Source organism: Hallella faecis (assembly GCF_018789675.1).
Taxonomy (GTDB): domain Bacteria; phylum Bacteroidota; class Bacteroidia; order Bacteroidales; family Bacteroidaceae; genus Prevotella; species Prevotella faecis.
Map to the genome: position 1 here is coordinate 1 of NZ_JAHKBE010000054.1, position 18,009 is coordinate 18,009.

Sequence of the window (18,009 nt, forward strand, 5' to 3'; positions counted from 1 at the left end):
GTTCGCTGTTTTCAAACGTAACTCGAAATAAATCATAAAAATCGAACCCTTCGAACGGAATTCGCTTGCTTATTCCAGAAATATGTTGTACCTTTGCCATCGTATCACTTTTGTGATTCCCCCAATTTTTCACTTTCTGAGGGTGATTGGGGGATTTTTCTTATCTTCTACAAAGGTACAAAATTTCTATCACATTGAGGATTAGATAGTTGTAAATAATCTTAATATTTAACGACACTCCCTACCATAAAAGGCAGGACCCAAAACAAAGCAAATACGAAGTAGGGAATCATCAAGCGTTTTACTTTATTTCTCGCAAAGGAAGTAAAATCTTGATAGCTTTTCTTTTTACATGTAACGCCAAAAGTCATGCCCGATACAAACACAAATAGGGGCATGTGGAAACTATATATTATGCTTGTGGTTAGCGCAAGCACAGAAGAACTCTCCAAAGGTGTGATTAGCCCTATGGGCGTGTACATTCTTGTAACATGTCCAAAGACAACTAATAATATGCCGAAGAATTTGATAATATCGAGTTCTGGGATTCTTCCTTTATGAGAGTTGCGCGTGGCTATGGTCATATTTGTAGATTCCATCAAATTCATTATGTTTTGTTTGGCCTATCATTGTCCAAATGGTATATTGAAGCTTCAACATGCAAAGTTATAAAAAATATTTAGAATCAGGCACATAAGCATAACTTTGTTTAATGCATAGTTCAAATGGTGGATGATTCTTCGATGGGCGTGGTATAAGATGGGGATGCGCCAATATCACCTCATCCTAACCGTGAACTGGTGCAAGGCTTGGGTGTGGTGGTACGTGATGGTCCACTGATGGTAATCGCAGATGCTTTTAACGATGGCCAGACCTAAGCCGTTGCTCTTTTGATTGTGGGGGGTGCGGTAGAAACGCGAGAAGATGTGGGCTGGGTCGAGTGGCGGATCGTCGGAGGTATTGGCAACTGTCAGCTCGTTGGGCGTGAGGTGGATGTGGATGAGGCCGTTGGGCTTGTTGTGCCTAACGGCGTTCACCACGAGATTGGTGAGCATGCTTCCGAGGAGCACGTGGTTGCAGGCGATAGCGGTGTTGTGGCTGTCGTCGAGCAGTTGGATGCGGATGTCGCCGGCAATGGTCTCGAGATGGGGCAGGAGCGCGTTGATCTCATCGGCAACGACTATGCTTGTTTTCTCCTTGAACTGGTTGTTTTCTATTTTTGAGAGCAATAGCAGGTTGCGACTGAGTTGCGACATGTGGCGCAACTCATTGTAGACCTGCTGAATCTCAGACGCTTGCCGTTCAGTAAGCGTTTCGTCTTGCATCAGGTTGTCGAGCTTCACTTGGGCTATGGCCAGTGGCGTTTGCAACTCGTGTGAGGCGTTCTCCGTAAATTCTTTTTGTACCTTATAGCTCCTCACGCTGTCGGTCATGATGCGTGTGAGGGTGTCGTTGAGTTGTCGAAACTCGGTGATGTCGGTTGTGGGCAGTTGTGGCACCACGCCGCTCTCCACCTTGAAGGTCGACAACTCGTGGAGCGTTCGGCGAAAGGACCGCCATAGCCGTTGGGGTACCCACCTCATGATGATGAGCACGCTCAGGGTGATGACGATGACGATCGAGGAGAGTTGGATGAGCAAGCCCGTGAACGTGTCTTCCTCCAAGTCGATTTGTGGGTCGTGGATGCCATACTTGCTTACGAGTTCGATGAGATCCTCGGCGTAATAGCGCACCGTGATGTAATAGAGCAGCGGTATCGACAGCACGAGCATCGCCATCAGGCAGATGGCGAAACGCGCCATGAGTTTGTGGGCAAGCGTTCTCTCCTTCATATTCTTATTGCATTATTCCTCCCATTGGTAGCCCATGCCGTAAACCGTTCGGATGCACTTGCTGAGTCCGGCGGCTTTCAGTTTGGCCTTGAGGTTCTTGATGTGGCTGTAGATGAAATCGTACGAGTCCATCATGTCGGCCATCTCGCCACTGAGATGCTCGGCTATGGCCGCCTTCGACAGCACCTTATGGCGGTTGGTCACGAAGAACAACAGCAGGTTATACTCTGATCGCGTCAGGTCGAGCGGTTGGTGGTTGACCTGCGCACACTTCTGTGGCAGGTCGATGGTTACGCAACCTGCCGTGATGGTGTTGTCGACGTTAAACTCCAATCGGCGTATGAGGGCATAGATGCGCATCGACAACTCGGGCAAGGCGAAGGGCTTGGGCAGGTAGTCGTCGGCGCCAATCTCCAGTCCGGAGAGCTTGTCGTCGAGCGAGTCCTTGGCCGATATGATGATGACGCCCGTGTTGTCGTGCCGTTTGCGTATGGCCCGCAGAATGTCGAGCCCATTGCCGCCCGGCAGCATGAGGTCGAGCAATATGCAATTGTAGTCGTACACGCTCGCCTTCATCAGGGCGTCGTTGAAGTTGAAAGCCTGGTCGACGGTGTATTCCTGGCTTTCGAGAAACTCCTTTATGCTATCCGAGAGGCGTCGCTCGTCGTCAATCAACAGTATCTTCACATTCTTCATAACGGCTATTCTCCTATTTTATTGTATGGTGGGCCATACCTTCTTGTACCACGCATAGAGGCGCTCCACCCCCTCGCGTATGTCGATTGTTGGATGAAAGCCAAAGTCGTGTTCCAAACTGGTGGTGTCGGCATCGGTGCGTGTCACGTCGCCCGGCTGCATGTCCTTCATGATCATTTGCGCCTGACGCCCCGTGGCCTCCTCGATGGTATGGATAAAATGGATGAGTTTCACGGGATGTGAGCAGCCGATGTTGTAGACGCGTGCCGGAACCTTGTCTGCGTAATGCGCCTTGACGACACACCGTATGCCCTTCACGATGTCGTCGATGTAGGTGAAGTCGCGCAGCATGTTGCCTTGGTTGAACACCTCTATGGGTCGGCCGTTGGCAATGGCGTCCATAAACTTGATGGGGGCCATGTCGGGGCGTCCCCACGGCCCATACACGGTGAAGAATCGCAACGCCGTGGTTTGGAACCCATAGAGACAGGCGTAGGAGTAGGCCATCACCTCGTCGCTCTTTTTCGTGGCGGCGTAGAGGCTCACGGGGTGACTGGTGTCGCAGTTCTCCGCAAATGGCACCTGCTTGCCCATGCCGTAGACGCTGCTCGACGAGGCGAACACCAGATGCTTCACTCCATGATTGCGACAGCCTTCAAGGATATTGAGAAACCCCATCACGTTGTTCTCTACGTAGGTGTAGGGATTGTCGATGGAATAGCGCACCCCGGCTTGTCCCGCCAGATGGCACACGTGGGTGAACTTCCCATTGGCCATCAGCTCTTCCACGGCTTTGCGATCGGCGATGTCGATCATCTGAAAGGTTACGTTGGGCCAGACGCTGCTCGGGGTGGGAAGGGCGCCGTATGCGTGGATGCCCAAGTCGCGCAATCGCGCTTCCTTGAGCCGTGGCGAGTAGTAGTTGTTGAGGTTGTCGATGCCCACAATTTCGATTTTGGGATTGGCGGCGAGGGCTTTGGTCAGCGCATGGCCGATGAAACCCGCCGCACCTGTTATGAGTATTTTCATGATTGTTTTTTCCTTTGTTTGTTGTAGAGCATGATGTTGCGCGAGTAGGTGAAGAACCCCACCGACTGCCCGAGGATGAGCACGGGGTCGTAGCGGAACGCGCCATAGCTCACGATGATGGCGCAACCCGTCAGACTGATGATCCAGAAGCCGAGCGGCAACACCGACTCATGCCGGCGATAGCTGTAGTGCCATTGGTAGATGAAGCGCAGCGTGAACACCACCTGTCCGGCCGATCCCCATAGGAGCAAGGGAAGCGGCACATCCTCGTTGTGGAGAAACGAGGCCACAAATGCCGCCCCATCGCTGGCCATCATCACCACGGACACGGCGGGCAGGGCACCGATGGCGAGGCGCAGGCCCCGTGGCACCCGTTGCCACACCCCCTTGATGTTGAGGTTCCAGATGTAAATGTAATAGGATATCATCTGTCCGAGGATGATGGCGAAATCGTTGCGCAACCAACCGTAGGCAAAGAGCAGGATGCTTCCCACCAGACTGCATATCCAATAGATGTTGGGCGACACCACACGATGGGCTTTCTCCGACATGCCCCATTGCAGAAGCATACGCGCCGAGAAGAACCCTTGCGCCAAGAAACCGATGGCGTAAACCCATATAGCTGTTGTTCCCATCATGATTGGGTTTGTGGGTTGTCGCTCAGGTTGCTGTTGGCGATGGTGTAGCGTATGTAGCGCGCTTTCATCCAACGGAAGGCAAAGCAGTCCATGAACGGACCTTTCAGTCGGTTCCACAGGTGGTATTTCGACACACCCGCCGTACGTGGGTAGTGGCGAACGGGCACCTCCTTATATCGTCCGTTCTCAAGCGTCATCAGGGCGGCGAGGAACCGGTGCATGCCATCGAAGAAAGGCAGGCGCTGGGCATAGTCGGTCCACATGATTTTCAAGGGGCAGCCCGTGTCGGTGGCGGTGTCGCCCGTCATGTGGCGTCGAAAGCTGTTGGCGATGCGCGATTGCCACCGCTTGAAAGCCGTGTCCTTGCGGTGGGCCCTGATACCCGACACCAGTTGGTGGTCGTCGGTGTATTGCAGCAGGAGGTTGAAGTCTTCGGGGTTCGTCTGCAAGTCGGAGTCGATGTAACCCACGAGTCGGCTTCGGGTGCTGTCGATGCCCGCCTTCATGGCCGTGCTCAGTCCGTGGTTCTCGTTGCTGCTGATGAAGAAGCAATGGGCGTTTCGGCCACATATCTGTCGAATCTTGTCGAGACTGCCATCGGTCGAACCATCGTTGACAAATAGGGCGCAGGTTTTCACGGTAGCCGTGGGGATGTAATCGGTTAGCGCCTTCTCCACCCGGTCGAGGTTGTCTACCTCGTTGTAAACGGGTATGATGATGGTCAATTCGTAATCTTGAGTCTTGTTCATATTATCTCGTTTGTTTAATGTTTGCTTGTGATGAAGGGTTGTTGGCTTGCTTGCCCTTGATGAGCAGCACGCGCCCTCTGAGGTCGTCGGTGTAGTGGCGATTGGAATGGCGATGCAGGTTGTTGTCGAAGTAACCCAGCGGGCAGGTGTCGGCCTCGGCCAATAGCGTGGTGGGAATTGGCGCTTTGGCACTGGCAGTGATGACCAATGCGAAGGGCATGTGGGCTCGCACCTCCTTAACGTCGTTCAGGTCGATGGGCTGTATCTTGCGTTGGGCGTTGTAAACCAGTTCGATGCGGATGGGGGTGCGTTGGTCGTGGAAGAGAGGCAACTCTTGTGTTTGCGGTGTGCCCACGGCGAGCGCTATGCTATGGCTGTCGGGGTTGCCCACGGCCTTCGTGATGGCGGGTAGGAGCAGCAACTCGGCGGTGGCGAAAACGATGGCCACCGCCCTAACTTGCACCATGGGTTGCCGGCTCGCTACGGCCCGCATCGTGTCGCATGCAGCAAACGAGAGCAAGGCAGCGGCTATGAGACGCATGGGCACACTGATGACCGACGCCGCATGGAGGCCGAAGAGCGCCACGGCCGATCCGAGCATTACGAGGATGAGCAGCACCGATTGGGCCACGAAGAGTGTGCGGACGAAGCGGTCGGCCTTGCCCGAGGCCAATGTGTCCTTGAGGTGCGTCAGGATGCAGGCCACAAGCAGGGCGCAGGGGGCCAGCGAGGGCAGCAGGTAGCGCATCTTCTTCTCTGGCATGAGCGAAAGCAACACCAACGAACCCACCGTCCAACAGATCGTAATGAGGTAGGTGCGCTTAATGGTGATGTGGTGCTTCCAATAGGTGAGCGCCAACGAGGCCAAGGCGGGAAGCGCCCAGGCGCCCATCTCCAAGAAGAAACGCCAATAGTACCACCAGGGGCGAACGTTGTGGTTGGTCCACGCCCCAGTCTCTTTGGCCATCACCGCCGTTACCGCGTCGCCATGCGCTATCAGCAGGAAGGCGTACCACCATCCGCCCACCACCACGGCCACGCCGAGCATGATTCCCAAGTAGGGCCATTTGCCGCGTGTGGTTATCGAGGGAAGCGTTACGATGGATAGCAAGAACGGCAGCAACAAGGTGTAGAACGACACGGGCCCTTTGCTGAGCCACGACAATCCCAGGAACAATCCCGCCAAGGGCAGTTGCCACCGATAGTCGCGCTCTTCGTTCAAGGCGCGAAGCAAGAGGTAAATGGCTCCCATCATCAGTGCGTGGCAATAAATGTCCCATGTGGCCGACCGGCCCATGAGCACCGTGTTGTAACAAGTGAGAAACACCACTGTGGCAATGATGGCATAGTCGGTGCGTCGCGCAATGTAGCGGGCGGTGAGAAACAGAAACCACGTCCATAGGCACCCCATGGCTCCGGCGGCCAGGCGTTGGGCGCCCAGGTTGTTTGGGCACACCGCCTCGATGGCGCCCGCCACCCATGTGGGCAATGGCGGTTTTTCCAGTCGCAGTTGGCCGTTCATGGTAGGCACGAGCCAGTTGCCGTCGCTAACCATCTCGCGGGCCGTGACCACGTTGCGTTCCTCCATGATATCAGTGGGGAGCGCTCCCGTGTTGGCGAAGAATGTCACGAGGGTGAAGATCACCAGGATGGCGAGTGTTGTTGAATGAGAAGTTTTCATAATCCGTTTCTATGAATGTGATGGTTGTTACCGCTTGGGCGCCTAAAAGCGGATGGCCGCTTGGGCGCCGAGCGTCATGATGTGTAGGTATTCGCTGCTGTCGATGCTGTGTGGTGGTTGTATGTTGTAATCGAGAAAGACGTTGAACCCTAAGTTGCGGTGCGTGCGCAGGTTGAGGCTCACGCCCGTTCCCATGCCCCATCCACTGTTTGATGGAATGGTGAGGCCCGCCACGTTGGTGTTGTCGTAACAGGTGTAGCCCGCCAAGAGCTTGGTGCTCACGCTCCACCGTGTGTTGAGGGGCAGGTTGAAGTAAGGCCCCACGTAGGCGGCATAATAGTCGAGCGTGTTCTCGGCAGCCTCGTCGCCATTGATGATGAGGCGCATGTTGGATACGGAAACTCTGCTGCCCACGCCCACATAGCGGTTGATGAAGTAAGCGCCTTCCAGGCCGAGTGTAGTGCCCGTTGAAGTCTCGAAGGAGTAGCCATCGTTGATGTCGTAATGACTCAGTGGCAGGTTGAAGCCTGAGTAGAAACCGAAGAACGAGGGACTTGTGCTCCATAGTCGTGTGTCGTCGTGTGGGTCCGCTGTGTTGAGTCCTCGCTTTTTCATGATGGCATCGGCTATCCAATAGCCAAACTCGGTGGATATGATGCCCACGCCAGCGCCCACCATCACATCGGAGAGCCAGTGCTTGTTGTTGGCCATGCGCATGAGGCCCGTAGTGGTAGCCACGCTATAGGCTCCCACGCTCACCCATGGCGAGAGGTGCCCATATTCTTTCGATAGCATGGTGGCGGTCATAAATGCCGTGGCGGTGTGGCCCGAGGGAAAGCTGTGGTAGTTGGAACCATCGGGGCGCCACACGTGTGTGGTGCTTTTCGATACCTGCACGGTTGTGGCCATGAGTGCGGTGGCCAACGCGTCGCTCAGCAGCATGCGCCCCCACGACGAGCGTGATGGCACGCCGGCGGCCTTCATTCCCACCATCAGCGCGGCTGGCGCAAATTGGGTGTAGTTGTCGAGCGAGCGGTGGAAACGCGGCAGAAAGTCGTTGCGCAGTTGACGAAACTTGCGGTCTTGGTGCTTCTCGATGAGTCCACCCACGATGAGGGGCACACCAATAAACGTGGACTTGAACCACCTGCTTTGGATAAGCAGTTCGGTCTTTGCGCCCAGTGTAGGCTTGGCGTTGGGCGCTTGCCAGTTGGGTGCTTGCCAGTTGACTTTTGCGAGTGTGTCTGTGCGTGTGCTGTCGGTTGGTGTTGTGGCCTCGCTTTGCGCGTTGCACGCCAAGGTCTGCATGATGAGCCATGGCAGCGCGTAGAATAGTTTGTTCATTCGTTTGTTGCCTATTGTGATGTGAATCGGCGGCAAACGTACAAACAAACTTTGTAGACATTTTGTAGGACTTCTCCAAAATGAGGGAAATCCCAAATTCCTCCAAAATGTTAGCGAAAATTAAGACCTTGGCGCGCTTTTTCGGAGAACGGCGGGGGTGAGGAGGCCCCTGCTTTTTTCTTCATGTTATTGTAACGGGGGCTCAACGGTTTTGTAACAATGGCTGTCTACCTTTGCGGCGTGATAAGAAAAGCATTGTTATGAAACGAAACAAGGTGACAGTTGTAGGACTTATGATGCTTGCCATTCCCGCAAGCGTCTCCTCACAAGTAAAAGCAGACTCGGCCCATGCCGTGGCCGACACCACCAAGCAGGTGCAGAGCGCAGCCGACCGCCAGTTGGGTGAGCTCACCGTAACCGCCGTGAGGCGCACCGACACCGAGGCGGCCACCATCCAAGAGGCCAAGCGTAGCGCCAATGTGGTGAACAACGTGTCGGCGCAGGAAATTAAGCGCACCCAAGACTCCAATGCCGGCGAAGTGATACGCCGCATTCCTGGCGTGAGCCTCATCGACGACAAGTTTGTGATGGTGCGCGGCCTTCAGCAGCGTTACAACAACGTGTGGATCAATGGCGGTGCCGTGCCCAGTTCGGAGGCCGACAGTCGCGCCTTCTCGTTCGACATGATTCCCAGTGGCCAGATTGACAACCTCATGATAGTGAAAACGCCTGCCGCCGAGTATCCTGCCGACTACACGGGCGGATTCATCATGGTGAACACCAAGGAAATACCCATCTCCAATTCTCTCCATATCACCGTAGGCGCTGGCTGGAATAGTCAGTCGGCCCTACGGAATTTCTACTCCCAGAAATCATCGTCGACCGATTTCCTCGGTTTCGACTCAGGCCTTCGCTCGCTCGATGGTGGGCTCGATAAGACGTTTGCCACACTCGGACAGAACAGTGGAGGCAACAACATGATCGACCTGCTCGGCAACCGTCTGAGCAACGATTGGACCATAAGAAAGCGCAAACCCCTTGGCGACCTGAAGCTAAGCGCCGACTATGCGCACCGCTGGAATCTGCGTGGAGGCAAGCTCGGACTGCTCGCCGCCCTCAACTACGCCAACGAGTATCGCGCCTATCGCGGCATGCTCAACAACTTCTTTGGCGCCTACGACACCGACAACGACCGTGTGAACCCGTTGCGCCTCTCCACCGACGACCAATATAACCAGAACAACCGTCTGGGCGTCATGCTCAACCTTACGTGGCTTAGCGCAAGTGGCAACACCAAGTATCAATGGAAGAACATCTTCAATCAGTTGGGCAACAGTCGTTACACCACCCGCCAGGGCCTCAGCGCGCAGTCGGAGCGTGAGCGTTCGGCCGAGTATTACTACCGCAGCCGAACCACCTACACCACCCAGATTACCGGCAACCATACGCTGAAGGCCGATGTGCTCGATTGGAGCGCGGGCTATGCCTACGCCAACCGCCGCTTGCCCGACCGTCGCCGTTACGTTCTTTACAACGAGGACGAGCAGCACCCCGACGAGTATGTGTGGCTCTACCAGAACGACATCTCGCGCGAGTGGACCTCGCTCGACGAGCATATCCTCTCGCTGCAGGCCAACGACACCCACCGCTTCCATTTCGGCACGTGGCAACCCACGGTCAAGGGAGGCGTCTATGGCGAGTACCGCAGTCGTACGTACAACACCCGCAACCTCTTTTATTGGTACAACACCGTGGGCAACACCCTGCCCGAAGGCTTCCGCCGCATGGACATGACAACGCTGCTCAGCGATCCCGCCAATGCCGGAGCCGACAAGCTCTACCTGTTGGAGGATGTGAACAAGCTCAACGACTATAGTGGCAACAACCTCCTGGGTGCGGCCTATGCCATGGCCACGTTGCCCCTCGGACCGCTTGAGGTGCATGCTGGCCTGCGCTATGAGTATAACCAGATGGAGCTCATCTCTAACACCCGTTCGTCTGAGACCAGCCATGAGAGCCATTACTATCGCCACGGCGACCTGTTCCCTTCGGCCAATATGACCTGGCGATTCACCGACCAGCACCAGGCGCGCTTCTGCTACGGCCGCAGCGTCAACCGCCCCGAGTTTCGTGAGGTGTCGCCATCGGTGTATTACGATTTCGACCTGGCGTCGGATGTGCAGGGTAATTTCAACCTGAAGAACTGCTATGTCGACAACCTCGACCTGCGCTACGAGTGGTATCCCAGCCGCGGCGAGGTCATCTCGCTGGCCGCATTCTATAAGCATTTCGATTCGCCCATCGAGTGGGTCTACACCCTTTCGGGCGGAACCGATGTCATCTACTCGTACAAAAACGCCCGTTCGGCCGACAACTACGGTCTGGAGCTCGACATTCGCAAGAGCCTCGACTTCATTGGCCTGCGCAACTTCTCATGGAGCTTCAACGGGTCGCTCATCCATAGCCGCGTTCATTTTGAGCCCGGAAGCAATGAGTATGACCGCCCCATGCAGGGCCAATCGCCCTACCTCGTCAACACCGGCCTGTTTTATAACAACCAGCGCCAGCACCTCAGCGTGAACCTGCTCTACAACCGCATCGGCAAGCGCATCGTGGGTGTGGGCCGTACCGAGGGGGGCGGCGACGCTTCGCGCAACATCCGTGTGCCCGACAGTTACGAGATGCCACGCGATGGTTTCGACCTCACCGCCAGCAAGCGTTGGGGACGGTGGGAGGCCAAGCTCGCCATTCGCGACCTGCTCAACCAGAGCATCGTGTTCAAGCAGTTCCAAACCGTGGGCGACAAGGAGATTCAACAAGTAACACGTAAATATAAGCCGGGACGTAACATCAACCTCTCGGTAACTGTAACATTATAAATTCAAAATCATGAAAACAGACAAGATGTTTTTGGGATGCATGGGCATCCTCGCCATGTCGATGATGTTTACGGCATGCTCAAGCAACAATGATGATCCTACACCTTCTCCCTCGGAGAAATATGTGTGGTCGGAAGACGGCGGATTCAAGGCCTGCGACCACGTGCTCTTTACCGACAACGGCCAAGAGGCCCCCAAGGGCAACGTCATTGGCAATGGCGACCAGAACTTTGTGTTCAAGGGCAACCAATCACTTGAGCGCGGCACCTACCTGCTCAAAGGCTGGGTGTATGTGGCAGATGGCGCCACGCTGACCATCCCTGCCGGCACCGTCATCAAGGGCGACAAGGACACCAAGGCCGCCCTCATTGTGGAGCCCGGTGGCAAGCTCATAGCCAACGGTACCGCCACAGACCCCATCGTGTTCACCTCCGAGCAGGCCGCTGGCAGCCGTCGCCCCGGCGACTGGGGTGGCTTGATCATCTGCGGTAAGGCTCCCAACAACAATGGTGTGCTGGCCCAGCAGATCGAGGGTGGTCCGCGCACCAAGCATGGCGGCACCGACGCCAACGACAATAGCGGTTCGCTGCAGTATGTGCGCATCGAGTTTGCCGGTTATCCCTTCAAGAAAGACCAGGAGATCAATGGTCTCACCTTGGGTTCGGTAGGCGCCGGCACCACCATCGACCACGTGCAGGTGTCCTACTCTAACGACGATAGCTTTGAGTGGTTTGGTGGAACGGTCAACTGCAAGCACCTCATCGCCTTCCATGGATGGGACGATGACTTCGACACCGACAACGGCTTCTCAGGCAAGGTGCAGTATGGCTTGTCGGTACGCGACTCACGCATTGCTGACGCCTCGCAGAGCAACGGTTTCGAGAGCGACAACAACGCCAGTGGCTCTACCGCTGAGCCTTACACCACCGCTACCTTCTCCAACATCACCTTCCTTGGCCCGAAGACCTTCGACGCCTCCTTCACCAACGACAAGACGTATATCAATGGTGGTGGCATCAACCCCGAGAACGGTTCGTCGACGGGACTCTTCCAGGCAGCCATGCACATCCGTCGTAACTCACGCCTCAACGTGAACAACACGCTCGCCATAGGATGGCCCATCGGCCTTATCCTCGACAACGAGAAGGGCAACACGCAGGGTGCAGCCACCAACGGCCAGATGAAGCTCAACGGCATAACCTTCGTGGGCATGGACATCGTGGGTTCCGACTTCAACAAGGTGTATAAGGACGAGCTTTACGATTACACCACGAAGACCACCGACGCCACCAAGCCTTCGTTCACCAGCAACTTCTTCCAGTTGGCCGCCAACCAGAACACGGTCGTTGGCAACTGGATGGCACAGACCTGGAACGGCATCGCTTCCATCCTCGCCATCAGCAAGCAGTATCCTGGCATCGGTGCCTTCCCCGACGGACAAGACTGGACCGCCGGATGGGCCAACTTCGATCCCCAGAACGCTCAGTATTAAACCCAAATCGGTCATTTGATTTGAGGTAATCCATAAAACCCTTATCAAACGATAGCGGCGGACTCCAGCGTGATGCTGACGGTCCGTCGCTTTATGTTTTCTGAGGGTTAGATCGTTGCCTTGGTCTTACGCCTGCTTGATGAGGCGTTTTACCCGCATCTTCAGGCTCCAAGGCAGCATTTGTGCCATGAGTTGTATGAGGTTGAACAAGCCGAACCGTATGCTACCTTTTAGGTTTCTCGCCAACGACGTGTTGCGGTATTGGTAATTCAGCAACACTTCGCAGAGCTCAGCCTTGTCGGTTTTGTCGTCCACATATTTCCGCAATCGCTCAGGCAACGATGTCGCGTCGCCATTTCTTCGCACGATGGCCACGATGTGCCCATTGTCCATTCGTTTCACCTCAACGGAGGCAAACGAGCCAAGCAGTTGGCCGATACATGTTTTCTCTGATTGGTTCCAAATAACAAGTTCGCCGTTTTCTTCGTCCACATTGTATTGGTGGAATCCCTTGTAGTGTTCCATCTCGGCCTCGTTGGGATGGTGGTTGAGGTATAGTACCCCTCCTTTTCGCAATGCGAGCAATGCTTCCACGATGCCCTTGATGGGCGCCGACGAGTGGTCGAGCGCATTCTGTATGGTTATGAGCGAGGCGTCGTGTATGAATGCCGAGAGATATTCGGTCATTCCAAACTCGATGGGCGGCAACTTCTTCTTGTATTTCTTCAGGATGCGGTTGAAATGGAAGGCCAAAGGGTCTATGTAATGAATGTCGAGCGGAATGAGTTTTCCGTCTTTTTCCAGGTGGTCGCCCACGGCATAGCTCATGCCACTCCCCACATCGTAAACGCTTGGGTGGTCGTCGGCCAGCAGAAAATGGTTGGCGTCAAACCCTTCCAGGCAAATGGCGGATCCGTAATGCGCCCACCCCATCATGCCCTGAAAGGTGTGGGGCCATCTGTACACATTGTTCCAAAAGGCCACTTCATACGAAATGCCCTCAAGCCATTTTTGCGTAATGGCGGTGGTGTTGCTCGTCTTCATGTTTATGGTGTTGGCGTGTTTGCTGCCCGCTAATAGGCTTAGGCAAAATTAACCAATAGTTTCTTCATAGCCAAATTTTGCACCTTTTAATTGGACCATGGGCCCCTCTTGTCGGCCCATGAGCGCCGTTTGGATGGAATGGCGCGGATGAAGTGTTAAAAACCTTAAAATTATTGGGCGTTTTGAATTGATTGTCGTTGGAAAACACTATCTTTGCACTCGCTTTCCGAAACACATGCGGTGAAGCGACCTTAGGGTGGTTACCAGAGTGGCCAAATGGGGCAGACTGTAAATCTGCTGGCTCTTGCCTTCGGTGGTTCGAATCCATCACCACCCACCTCAATAGGAAAACGATAGTCCCTGTAGCGGAACCATTATGGTGCGTTACAGGGATTTTTTCGTTTTTTTCTCTCGATGTGTCGGCGGTTTGTGGGAAAAGCGTTATATTTGTAAACGAGTTTATGTGAAACTATCAACACAATCTGAAACCGATGCTTGGCGAAAGGCATCGCCCCCACGCATACAAATGACGACTATGCCCTATAAGGACCCCAACACCGCCCCATGTGGGATGAAGCAGGTCTCATCCCGCAGGTCATGCTCCACGCCCTCTCGGCGGTGGATCATGGCGGCTCTCTGCCTCCTCTTGCTCACCATGGCCACCCTCCCAGCGTGGGCAGAAGGGCGCCTTCCCGCATGGTACGAAACTACCACCCATCTCAACATGCGCAGCGGACCGAGCGTGCGTTCGACCTCCCAGTTTATCATGGCGCCCGGCACACGCGTGCTCGTCATCGGCCATCCCCAGGACCAGTGGGCAGAGGTGGTGTATGGCGGCGACACGTTGTATTGCGCCACCCGTTACCTGCAATATGCCGCCCCCTACGCTGTTAAGAAGGTGGCTAAGCATCGGTACAGCCGGTACAGCCTCTGGGGTTTCGTGCGCCAACTCCTCCTGACCTGCGTGGTGCTCTACGTGCTGCGCTGGGTGGTGATATGGGGCTTGTCGGTGGCCAGCACGCTCGTCTACAAGGTGTATTGGGTGGCCTGCATCCCCTTTTATTTCCTCAACTGGTTGCAGCGTTACGCCGCGAAGCCATGGCGGTGGTACTTCAAGGTCAACGCTGGGCGCACCGACGCCGAGAACCGCAGGCTGCGCAAGCAGTTGGCCTTTGCCCAGATACCGTTCTACATCCTGCTCACGCCCCTACGGTGGTTCAATGCGGTTTATTACAACCTCTTCATCCATTGTTCGTTAGAATTTATCAACTATGCCCTTGAGGTGGTCGACCCCAGCCATCCCAAGGAGGGGGCCGACGACACCCTGCGGTGGTTCCTGCTCTTGCCTTGGCGCATCCTGAAGTATCCGTTGTGGCATGGCACGCTCACCCTGGTGGAGAGTGGCGTGTGGACCCTCGTCGACACCCTCGTGCCAGCCCTCACGCTCTACCACGGCACCGACTGCATGGCCAGCGAGAGCATTACGCAGAGCCGTGGGCGCGTGGGCAACAACAGTCGTTACACGGGGATATGGAACGTGGGCGGTGGCAACTACGCCGGCAACGGCATCTATTTTGCCCCCGACCGCGCCACGGCGCTCCATTACGCCTCGGGGTCGCTCGTGGTGTGCCGGGTCACGCTGGGCCGCGTGCTCGATCTCGGCATTGCGCCCCGCCGCATCTATAGCGAGTGTGGGTTCCCCAATGCGCTCAATGTGACCCGTTGGGGCCTCGACCACGACTATGTGACGGGCGAGTGGTGGCGCGAGGACGCCGGATGGTGGGAGTATTGCATGTACGACTGGCAGAACCGCTACAACTATAGTTGGCGTATCAGGCCCCTCTACGTGTTGTCGCTCTCCGACGATATGTTGCAGCGCACGCCCGGCGGCATGCACCACTGGCTCTTCCGCCGAATGGTGATCGGGGACCTGTGGACCTGGTTTGTGCATCTCATGAATAGCAAACGAACGTATTGAATAGCAAACGAAAGTATTGAATAGCAAATGAACGTATTGATTAACAACCTTACCGTATGATATTAAAACGAAAGATCGACTTGCTGCTGGCCAAGAGCAATGGTGCGCAGCTCATGTGGCTGTTGGGCTTGTCGGTGGCGAGCCTGGCCATCGCCATCGTTGTAGCCCAGTGGGTGTTCGACGATGGAACGATTGTTTGGCAAGATGTTGTGGCCGTGTTTCTCGACCCTGGCTGCTTTGGTGGAGCGGGCGCCCACGACTGGTTCCGCCTCATCCTCGCCCTGCTGAGCGTGTTTCTCTTCTCGGCCTTGCTCGTCAGCGTGTTCACCAATCTCTTCGAGAACATCCGCGAGGCGGCGCAGGTGGGCGAGCGCCGTTACGCCTTGCGCGGCCATGTGCTCATCCTGGGCCATTGTGCGCAGTTGCCCGTCATGGTGCGCGCCCTCAATGCGCAGGGTCGCACGGTCGTGGTGGTCGATGAGGAGCGCCCCGAGGTCGACGCCAACTTCATCTTTTACAAGGCGGCGCGCCACAGCCATGCCGACCTCGCCACCATTGGCGCCGAGAGGGCCGCGGCCATCTATGTCATGGGCGACGCTGACGACCCGGCCCACGACACCAAGAACCTCAAGGCGCTGGCCATCCTCGACGACCTCTGTCGCCAGGCGCCCCAGCCCGTGCATTGCTACGTAACGTTGGCCGACTATGCCACCATCGAGGTGCTGCAATACCAGCGCAAGGCGGGAGCGACGGGCCAGTTGCTTGTCGACACCGTCAACGCCTACGAGTATGAGGCGGAGCAGTTGCTCGTAGGCGACACGTCGCCCGCCTCGGGTGCCGATTCGGCAACCGCCAGCCCTGCCCCGTCGGAGGCGTTCCTGCCCGTGCTACGCCAGGGTGATGAGCGGCGCGCCCACATCGTCATCATCGGCACGGGTGCCATGGCGCAGTCGGTGGCCTACACCGTGGCCCACCTGTGCCATTACCCCAACTATGCCGAGGGAGGGCGGCGCACGCGCATCACCTTCATCGGCGAGGGCATGGAGGCGTGGCAGCAGCACCTCGTGGCGTCGCGCCCCGCCCTCTTCGCCCTGTCGCACCACACGCTGGTGCAGGCCGACGGCCATGTGGTGGCGCATGCGCCCGAGGGAGCCGACTTTCTCGATGTGGAGTGGCAGTTTGTTGATGCCGCCCCGTCGGCGCCCATGGCGCGGCGCCTCCTCACGCCCACGCCCCACGAGGTGCTGCGTGTGGTGGTATGCCAGGGCGATGAGCGGCAGGCCATAAACACCGCGCTCCACCTGCCACGCGCCGTCTATGGCGCCGCCAAGCTGGCCGTATGGCTCAAGCGCCCCTCCGAACTGGTGAGGCGCGCCAACCTCACGGGTATGTATGGCCACATCGAGATCTTGGGGCAGGGGCGAGGCATGCAGGCCGACCCGCTCTTCCTACGCAGGTCGTTGCGAGGCATGCGCGTCAACTTCGTCTACCACCGTGCTTACGTCAACCCGCAGGCCACCGATGAGCGGCAGGCGTGGTACGCCATCAGCGAGGCCGACAAGTATTCGAGCATCATCTGCGGCAACGCCCTGCTGGTGCGCCAATGGTGCTTCGAGGGTCATAACCACAGCGAGGCCGACCGACGTGCGGCCTACGAGGCTGAGCACCGCCGATGGGTCATGTCGGAGCTTATCATGGGCTTCAGGCCCGCCGCCACCACCAACAAGAAGGTGTTTGAGCATGCCGACCTGGTGCCCTTCGAGGAGTTGAGTGCTGAAGAGCAAGGGAAAGACGCCATCCTCATCGACGCCATGCCCTACATTCTTTATAATGTGGAGTGTTGAGTGTTGAAATCTAACGACCGGTTAGAAGGGCGTTTGGGCGCATACGCCCATATCCTCGTTTGCCATGAGGCCATCCTCAGATTTTTGCAAATCCTCTATATGGCTTATCAGGTTGCCGAGCGTAGCGTATCCGCCACACTTGCGTAATGTGTCTATCACCTGTTGAGTTTGCGTATATTTCTTCTGTGCCATAGGCTGCCCGTACATTTACGGTAGACGTTGATGTGTTCCAAAGTGGGTTCTGGCCATTGCTAATGGCTTTATGGGCAAAGTTAGATAATTATCTGCACTTTTTGGGTTCTTGCCAAGAATAATTTTTCAGCATAGCGAATATAGCTTTAGCGAAACCATGGAAAGGACCTTAGTGAAAAGTGAAAACATGGGGACGACCTTCATTCAAAACCCAAAAATGGGTGGGGCAACGGTACGCTCCGAAGGGGGCAGAAGTTCATAGCCCAGTGGCAAGCGAAGCGACGCCCTGGGTATAATGTGCCGTGGAGCTTGCGCCATGTAAGGGTAAAAGTGTTGAAACAGAGTGTGTTATGTTTACTTTTGCCCTTGCAGGGCGTTGTGTGATAGGGTGTGACGGTTTACCCAGGGTGTCGCTTCGCTTGCCCTGGGCTGAGGAGGTCATTGGGCTTTCGGCCCGCTTGGGTTGGTGGGGCTATACGCTACCATTTACTTTTCAGCCCACTTGGGTTGTCAGGGACAAGGAGAGTGCCACACGCTCTTGATATGCGAAAAATCTGTGGAAATCCGCGAGATCTGTGGGCGACAACTAAGCGCACAATGCGCTAAAGAAC

General features: G+C 56.0%; 14 protein-coding genes and 1 tRNA gene. 5 read left to right on the forward strand and 10 right to left on the reverse strand.

The window, feature by feature from the left end; translation table 11 throughout:
- Positions 1-221 precede the first annotated feature (221 nt).
- The 8 genes from KM934_RS10625 to KM934_RS10660 form a co-directional block, all read right to left on the reverse strand.
- The gene (locus KM934_RS10625) at positions 222-608 is read right to left on the reverse strand and encodes an acyltransferase family protein (RefSeq protein WP_215760585.1); all 387 of its coding nucleotides are present in this window, start codon (positions 606-608) and stop codon (positions 222-224) included.
- A 168-nt stretch (positions 609-776) separates the two neighbouring features.
- Positions 777-1,832, reverse strand: coding sequence for a sensor histidine kinase (locus KM934_RS10630; RefSeq protein WP_215760586.1), 1,056 nt, complete (start codon positions 1,830-1,832; stop codon positions 777-779).
- Between the two features lie 12 nt (positions 1,833-1,844).
- Positions 1,845-2,519 carry a response regulator transcription factor gene (locus tag KM934_RS10635; RefSeq protein WP_215760587.1) on the reverse strand — a complete coding sequence of 225 codons (675 nt, stop codon included), beginning with the start codon at positions 2,517-2,519 and terminating at the stop codon, positions 1,845-1,847.
- 27 nt (positions 2,520-2,546) lie between these two features.
- Positions 2,547-3,557, reverse strand: coding sequence for an NAD-dependent epimerase/dehydratase family protein (locus KM934_RS10640; RefSeq protein ID WP_215760588.1), 1,011 nt, complete (start codon positions 3,555-3,557; stop codon positions 2,547-2,549).
- Positions 3,554-4,195: a lipid-A-disaccharide synthase N-terminal domain-containing protein gene (locus KM934_RS10645; RefSeq protein WP_215760589.1), complete on the reverse strand. Its 642-nt coding sequence runs from the start codon at positions 4,193-4,195 to the stop codon at positions 3,554-3,556. Before KM934_RS10645 ends, KM934_RS10640 begins: the two co-directional genes overlap by 4 nt.
- Positions 4,192-4,944, reverse strand: coding sequence for a glycosyltransferase family 2 protein (locus KM934_RS10650; protein WP_215760590.1), 753 nt, complete (start codon positions 4,942-4,944; stop codon positions 4,192-4,194). The genes KM934_RS10645 and KM934_RS10650 overlap by 4 nt, the downstream gene beginning before the upstream one ends.
- A gap of 1 nt (position 4,945) precedes the next feature.
- The gene (locus KM934_RS10655) at positions 4,946-6,625 is read right to left on the reverse strand and encodes an ArnT family glycosyltransferase (protein ID WP_215760591.1); all 1,680 of its coding nucleotides are present in this window, start codon (positions 6,623-6,625) and stop codon (positions 4,946-4,948) included.
- A gap of 42 nt (positions 6,626-6,667) precedes the next feature.
- Positions 6,668-7,969 carry a phosphatase PAP2 family protein gene (locus tag KM934_RS10660; protein WP_215760592.1) on the reverse strand — a complete coding sequence of 434 codons (1,302 nt, stop codon included), beginning with the start codon at positions 7,967-7,969 and terminating at the stop codon, positions 6,668-6,670.
- 260 nt (positions 7,970-8,229) lie between these two features.
- On the opposite strand from KM934_RS10660, the gene KM934_RS10665 reads away from it, so the two are divergent.
- Together KM934_RS10665 and KM934_RS10670 are read left to right on the forward strand one after the other, a co-directional pair.
- Positions 8,230-10,848 carry a TonB-dependent receptor domain-containing protein gene (locus tag KM934_RS10665; protein ID WP_215760593.1) on the forward strand — a complete coding sequence of 873 codons (2,619 nt, stop codon included), beginning with the start codon at positions 8,230-8,232 and terminating at the stop codon, positions 10,846-10,848.
- A 10-nt stretch (positions 10,849-10,858) separates the two neighbouring features.
- A complete protein-coding gene (locus tag KM934_RS10670; RefSeq protein ID WP_215760594.1) occupies positions 10,859-12,340 on the forward strand; it encodes a hypothetical protein in 1,482 nt (493 codons plus the stop codon).
- A gap of 126 nt (positions 12,341-12,466) precedes the next feature.
- On the opposite strand, the gene KM934_RS10675 is transcribed toward KM934_RS10670, so the two are convergent.
- A complete protein-coding gene (locus tag KM934_RS10675) occupies positions 12,467-13,384 on the reverse strand; it encodes a hypothetical protein (RefSeq protein WP_215760595.1) in 918 nt (305 codons plus the stop codon).
- Positions 13,385-13,638: 254 nt separating this feature from the next.
- Here KM934_RS10675 and KM934_RS10680 point away from each other — a divergent pair.
- The 3 genes from KM934_RS10680 (at position 13,639) to KM934_RS10690 (ending at position 17,206) form a co-directional block, all read left to right on the forward strand.
- A tRNA-Tyr gene (locus KM934_RS10680) sits at positions 13,639-13,721 on the forward strand.
- A gap of 198 nt (positions 13,722-13,919) precedes the next feature.
- Entirely contained in the window at positions 13,920-15,362 is a 1,443-nt protein-coding gene (locus KM934_RS10685; RefSeq protein WP_215760596.1) for an SH3 domain-containing protein, read from the forward strand.
- Between the two features lie 56 nt (positions 15,363-15,418).
- Entirely contained in the window at positions 15,419-17,206 is a 1,788-nt protein-coding gene (locus tag KM934_RS10690; RefSeq protein WP_215760597.1) for a hypothetical protein, read from the forward strand.
- Between the two features lie 21 nt (positions 17,207-17,227).
- On the opposite strand, the gene KM934_RS10695 is transcribed toward KM934_RS10690, so the two are convergent.
- Positions 17,228-17,398, reverse strand: coding sequence for a hypothetical protein (locus KM934_RS10695; protein WP_215760598.1), 171 nt, complete (start codon positions 17,396-17,398; stop codon positions 17,228-17,230).
- Positions 17,399-18,009: the final 611 nt, after the last annotated feature.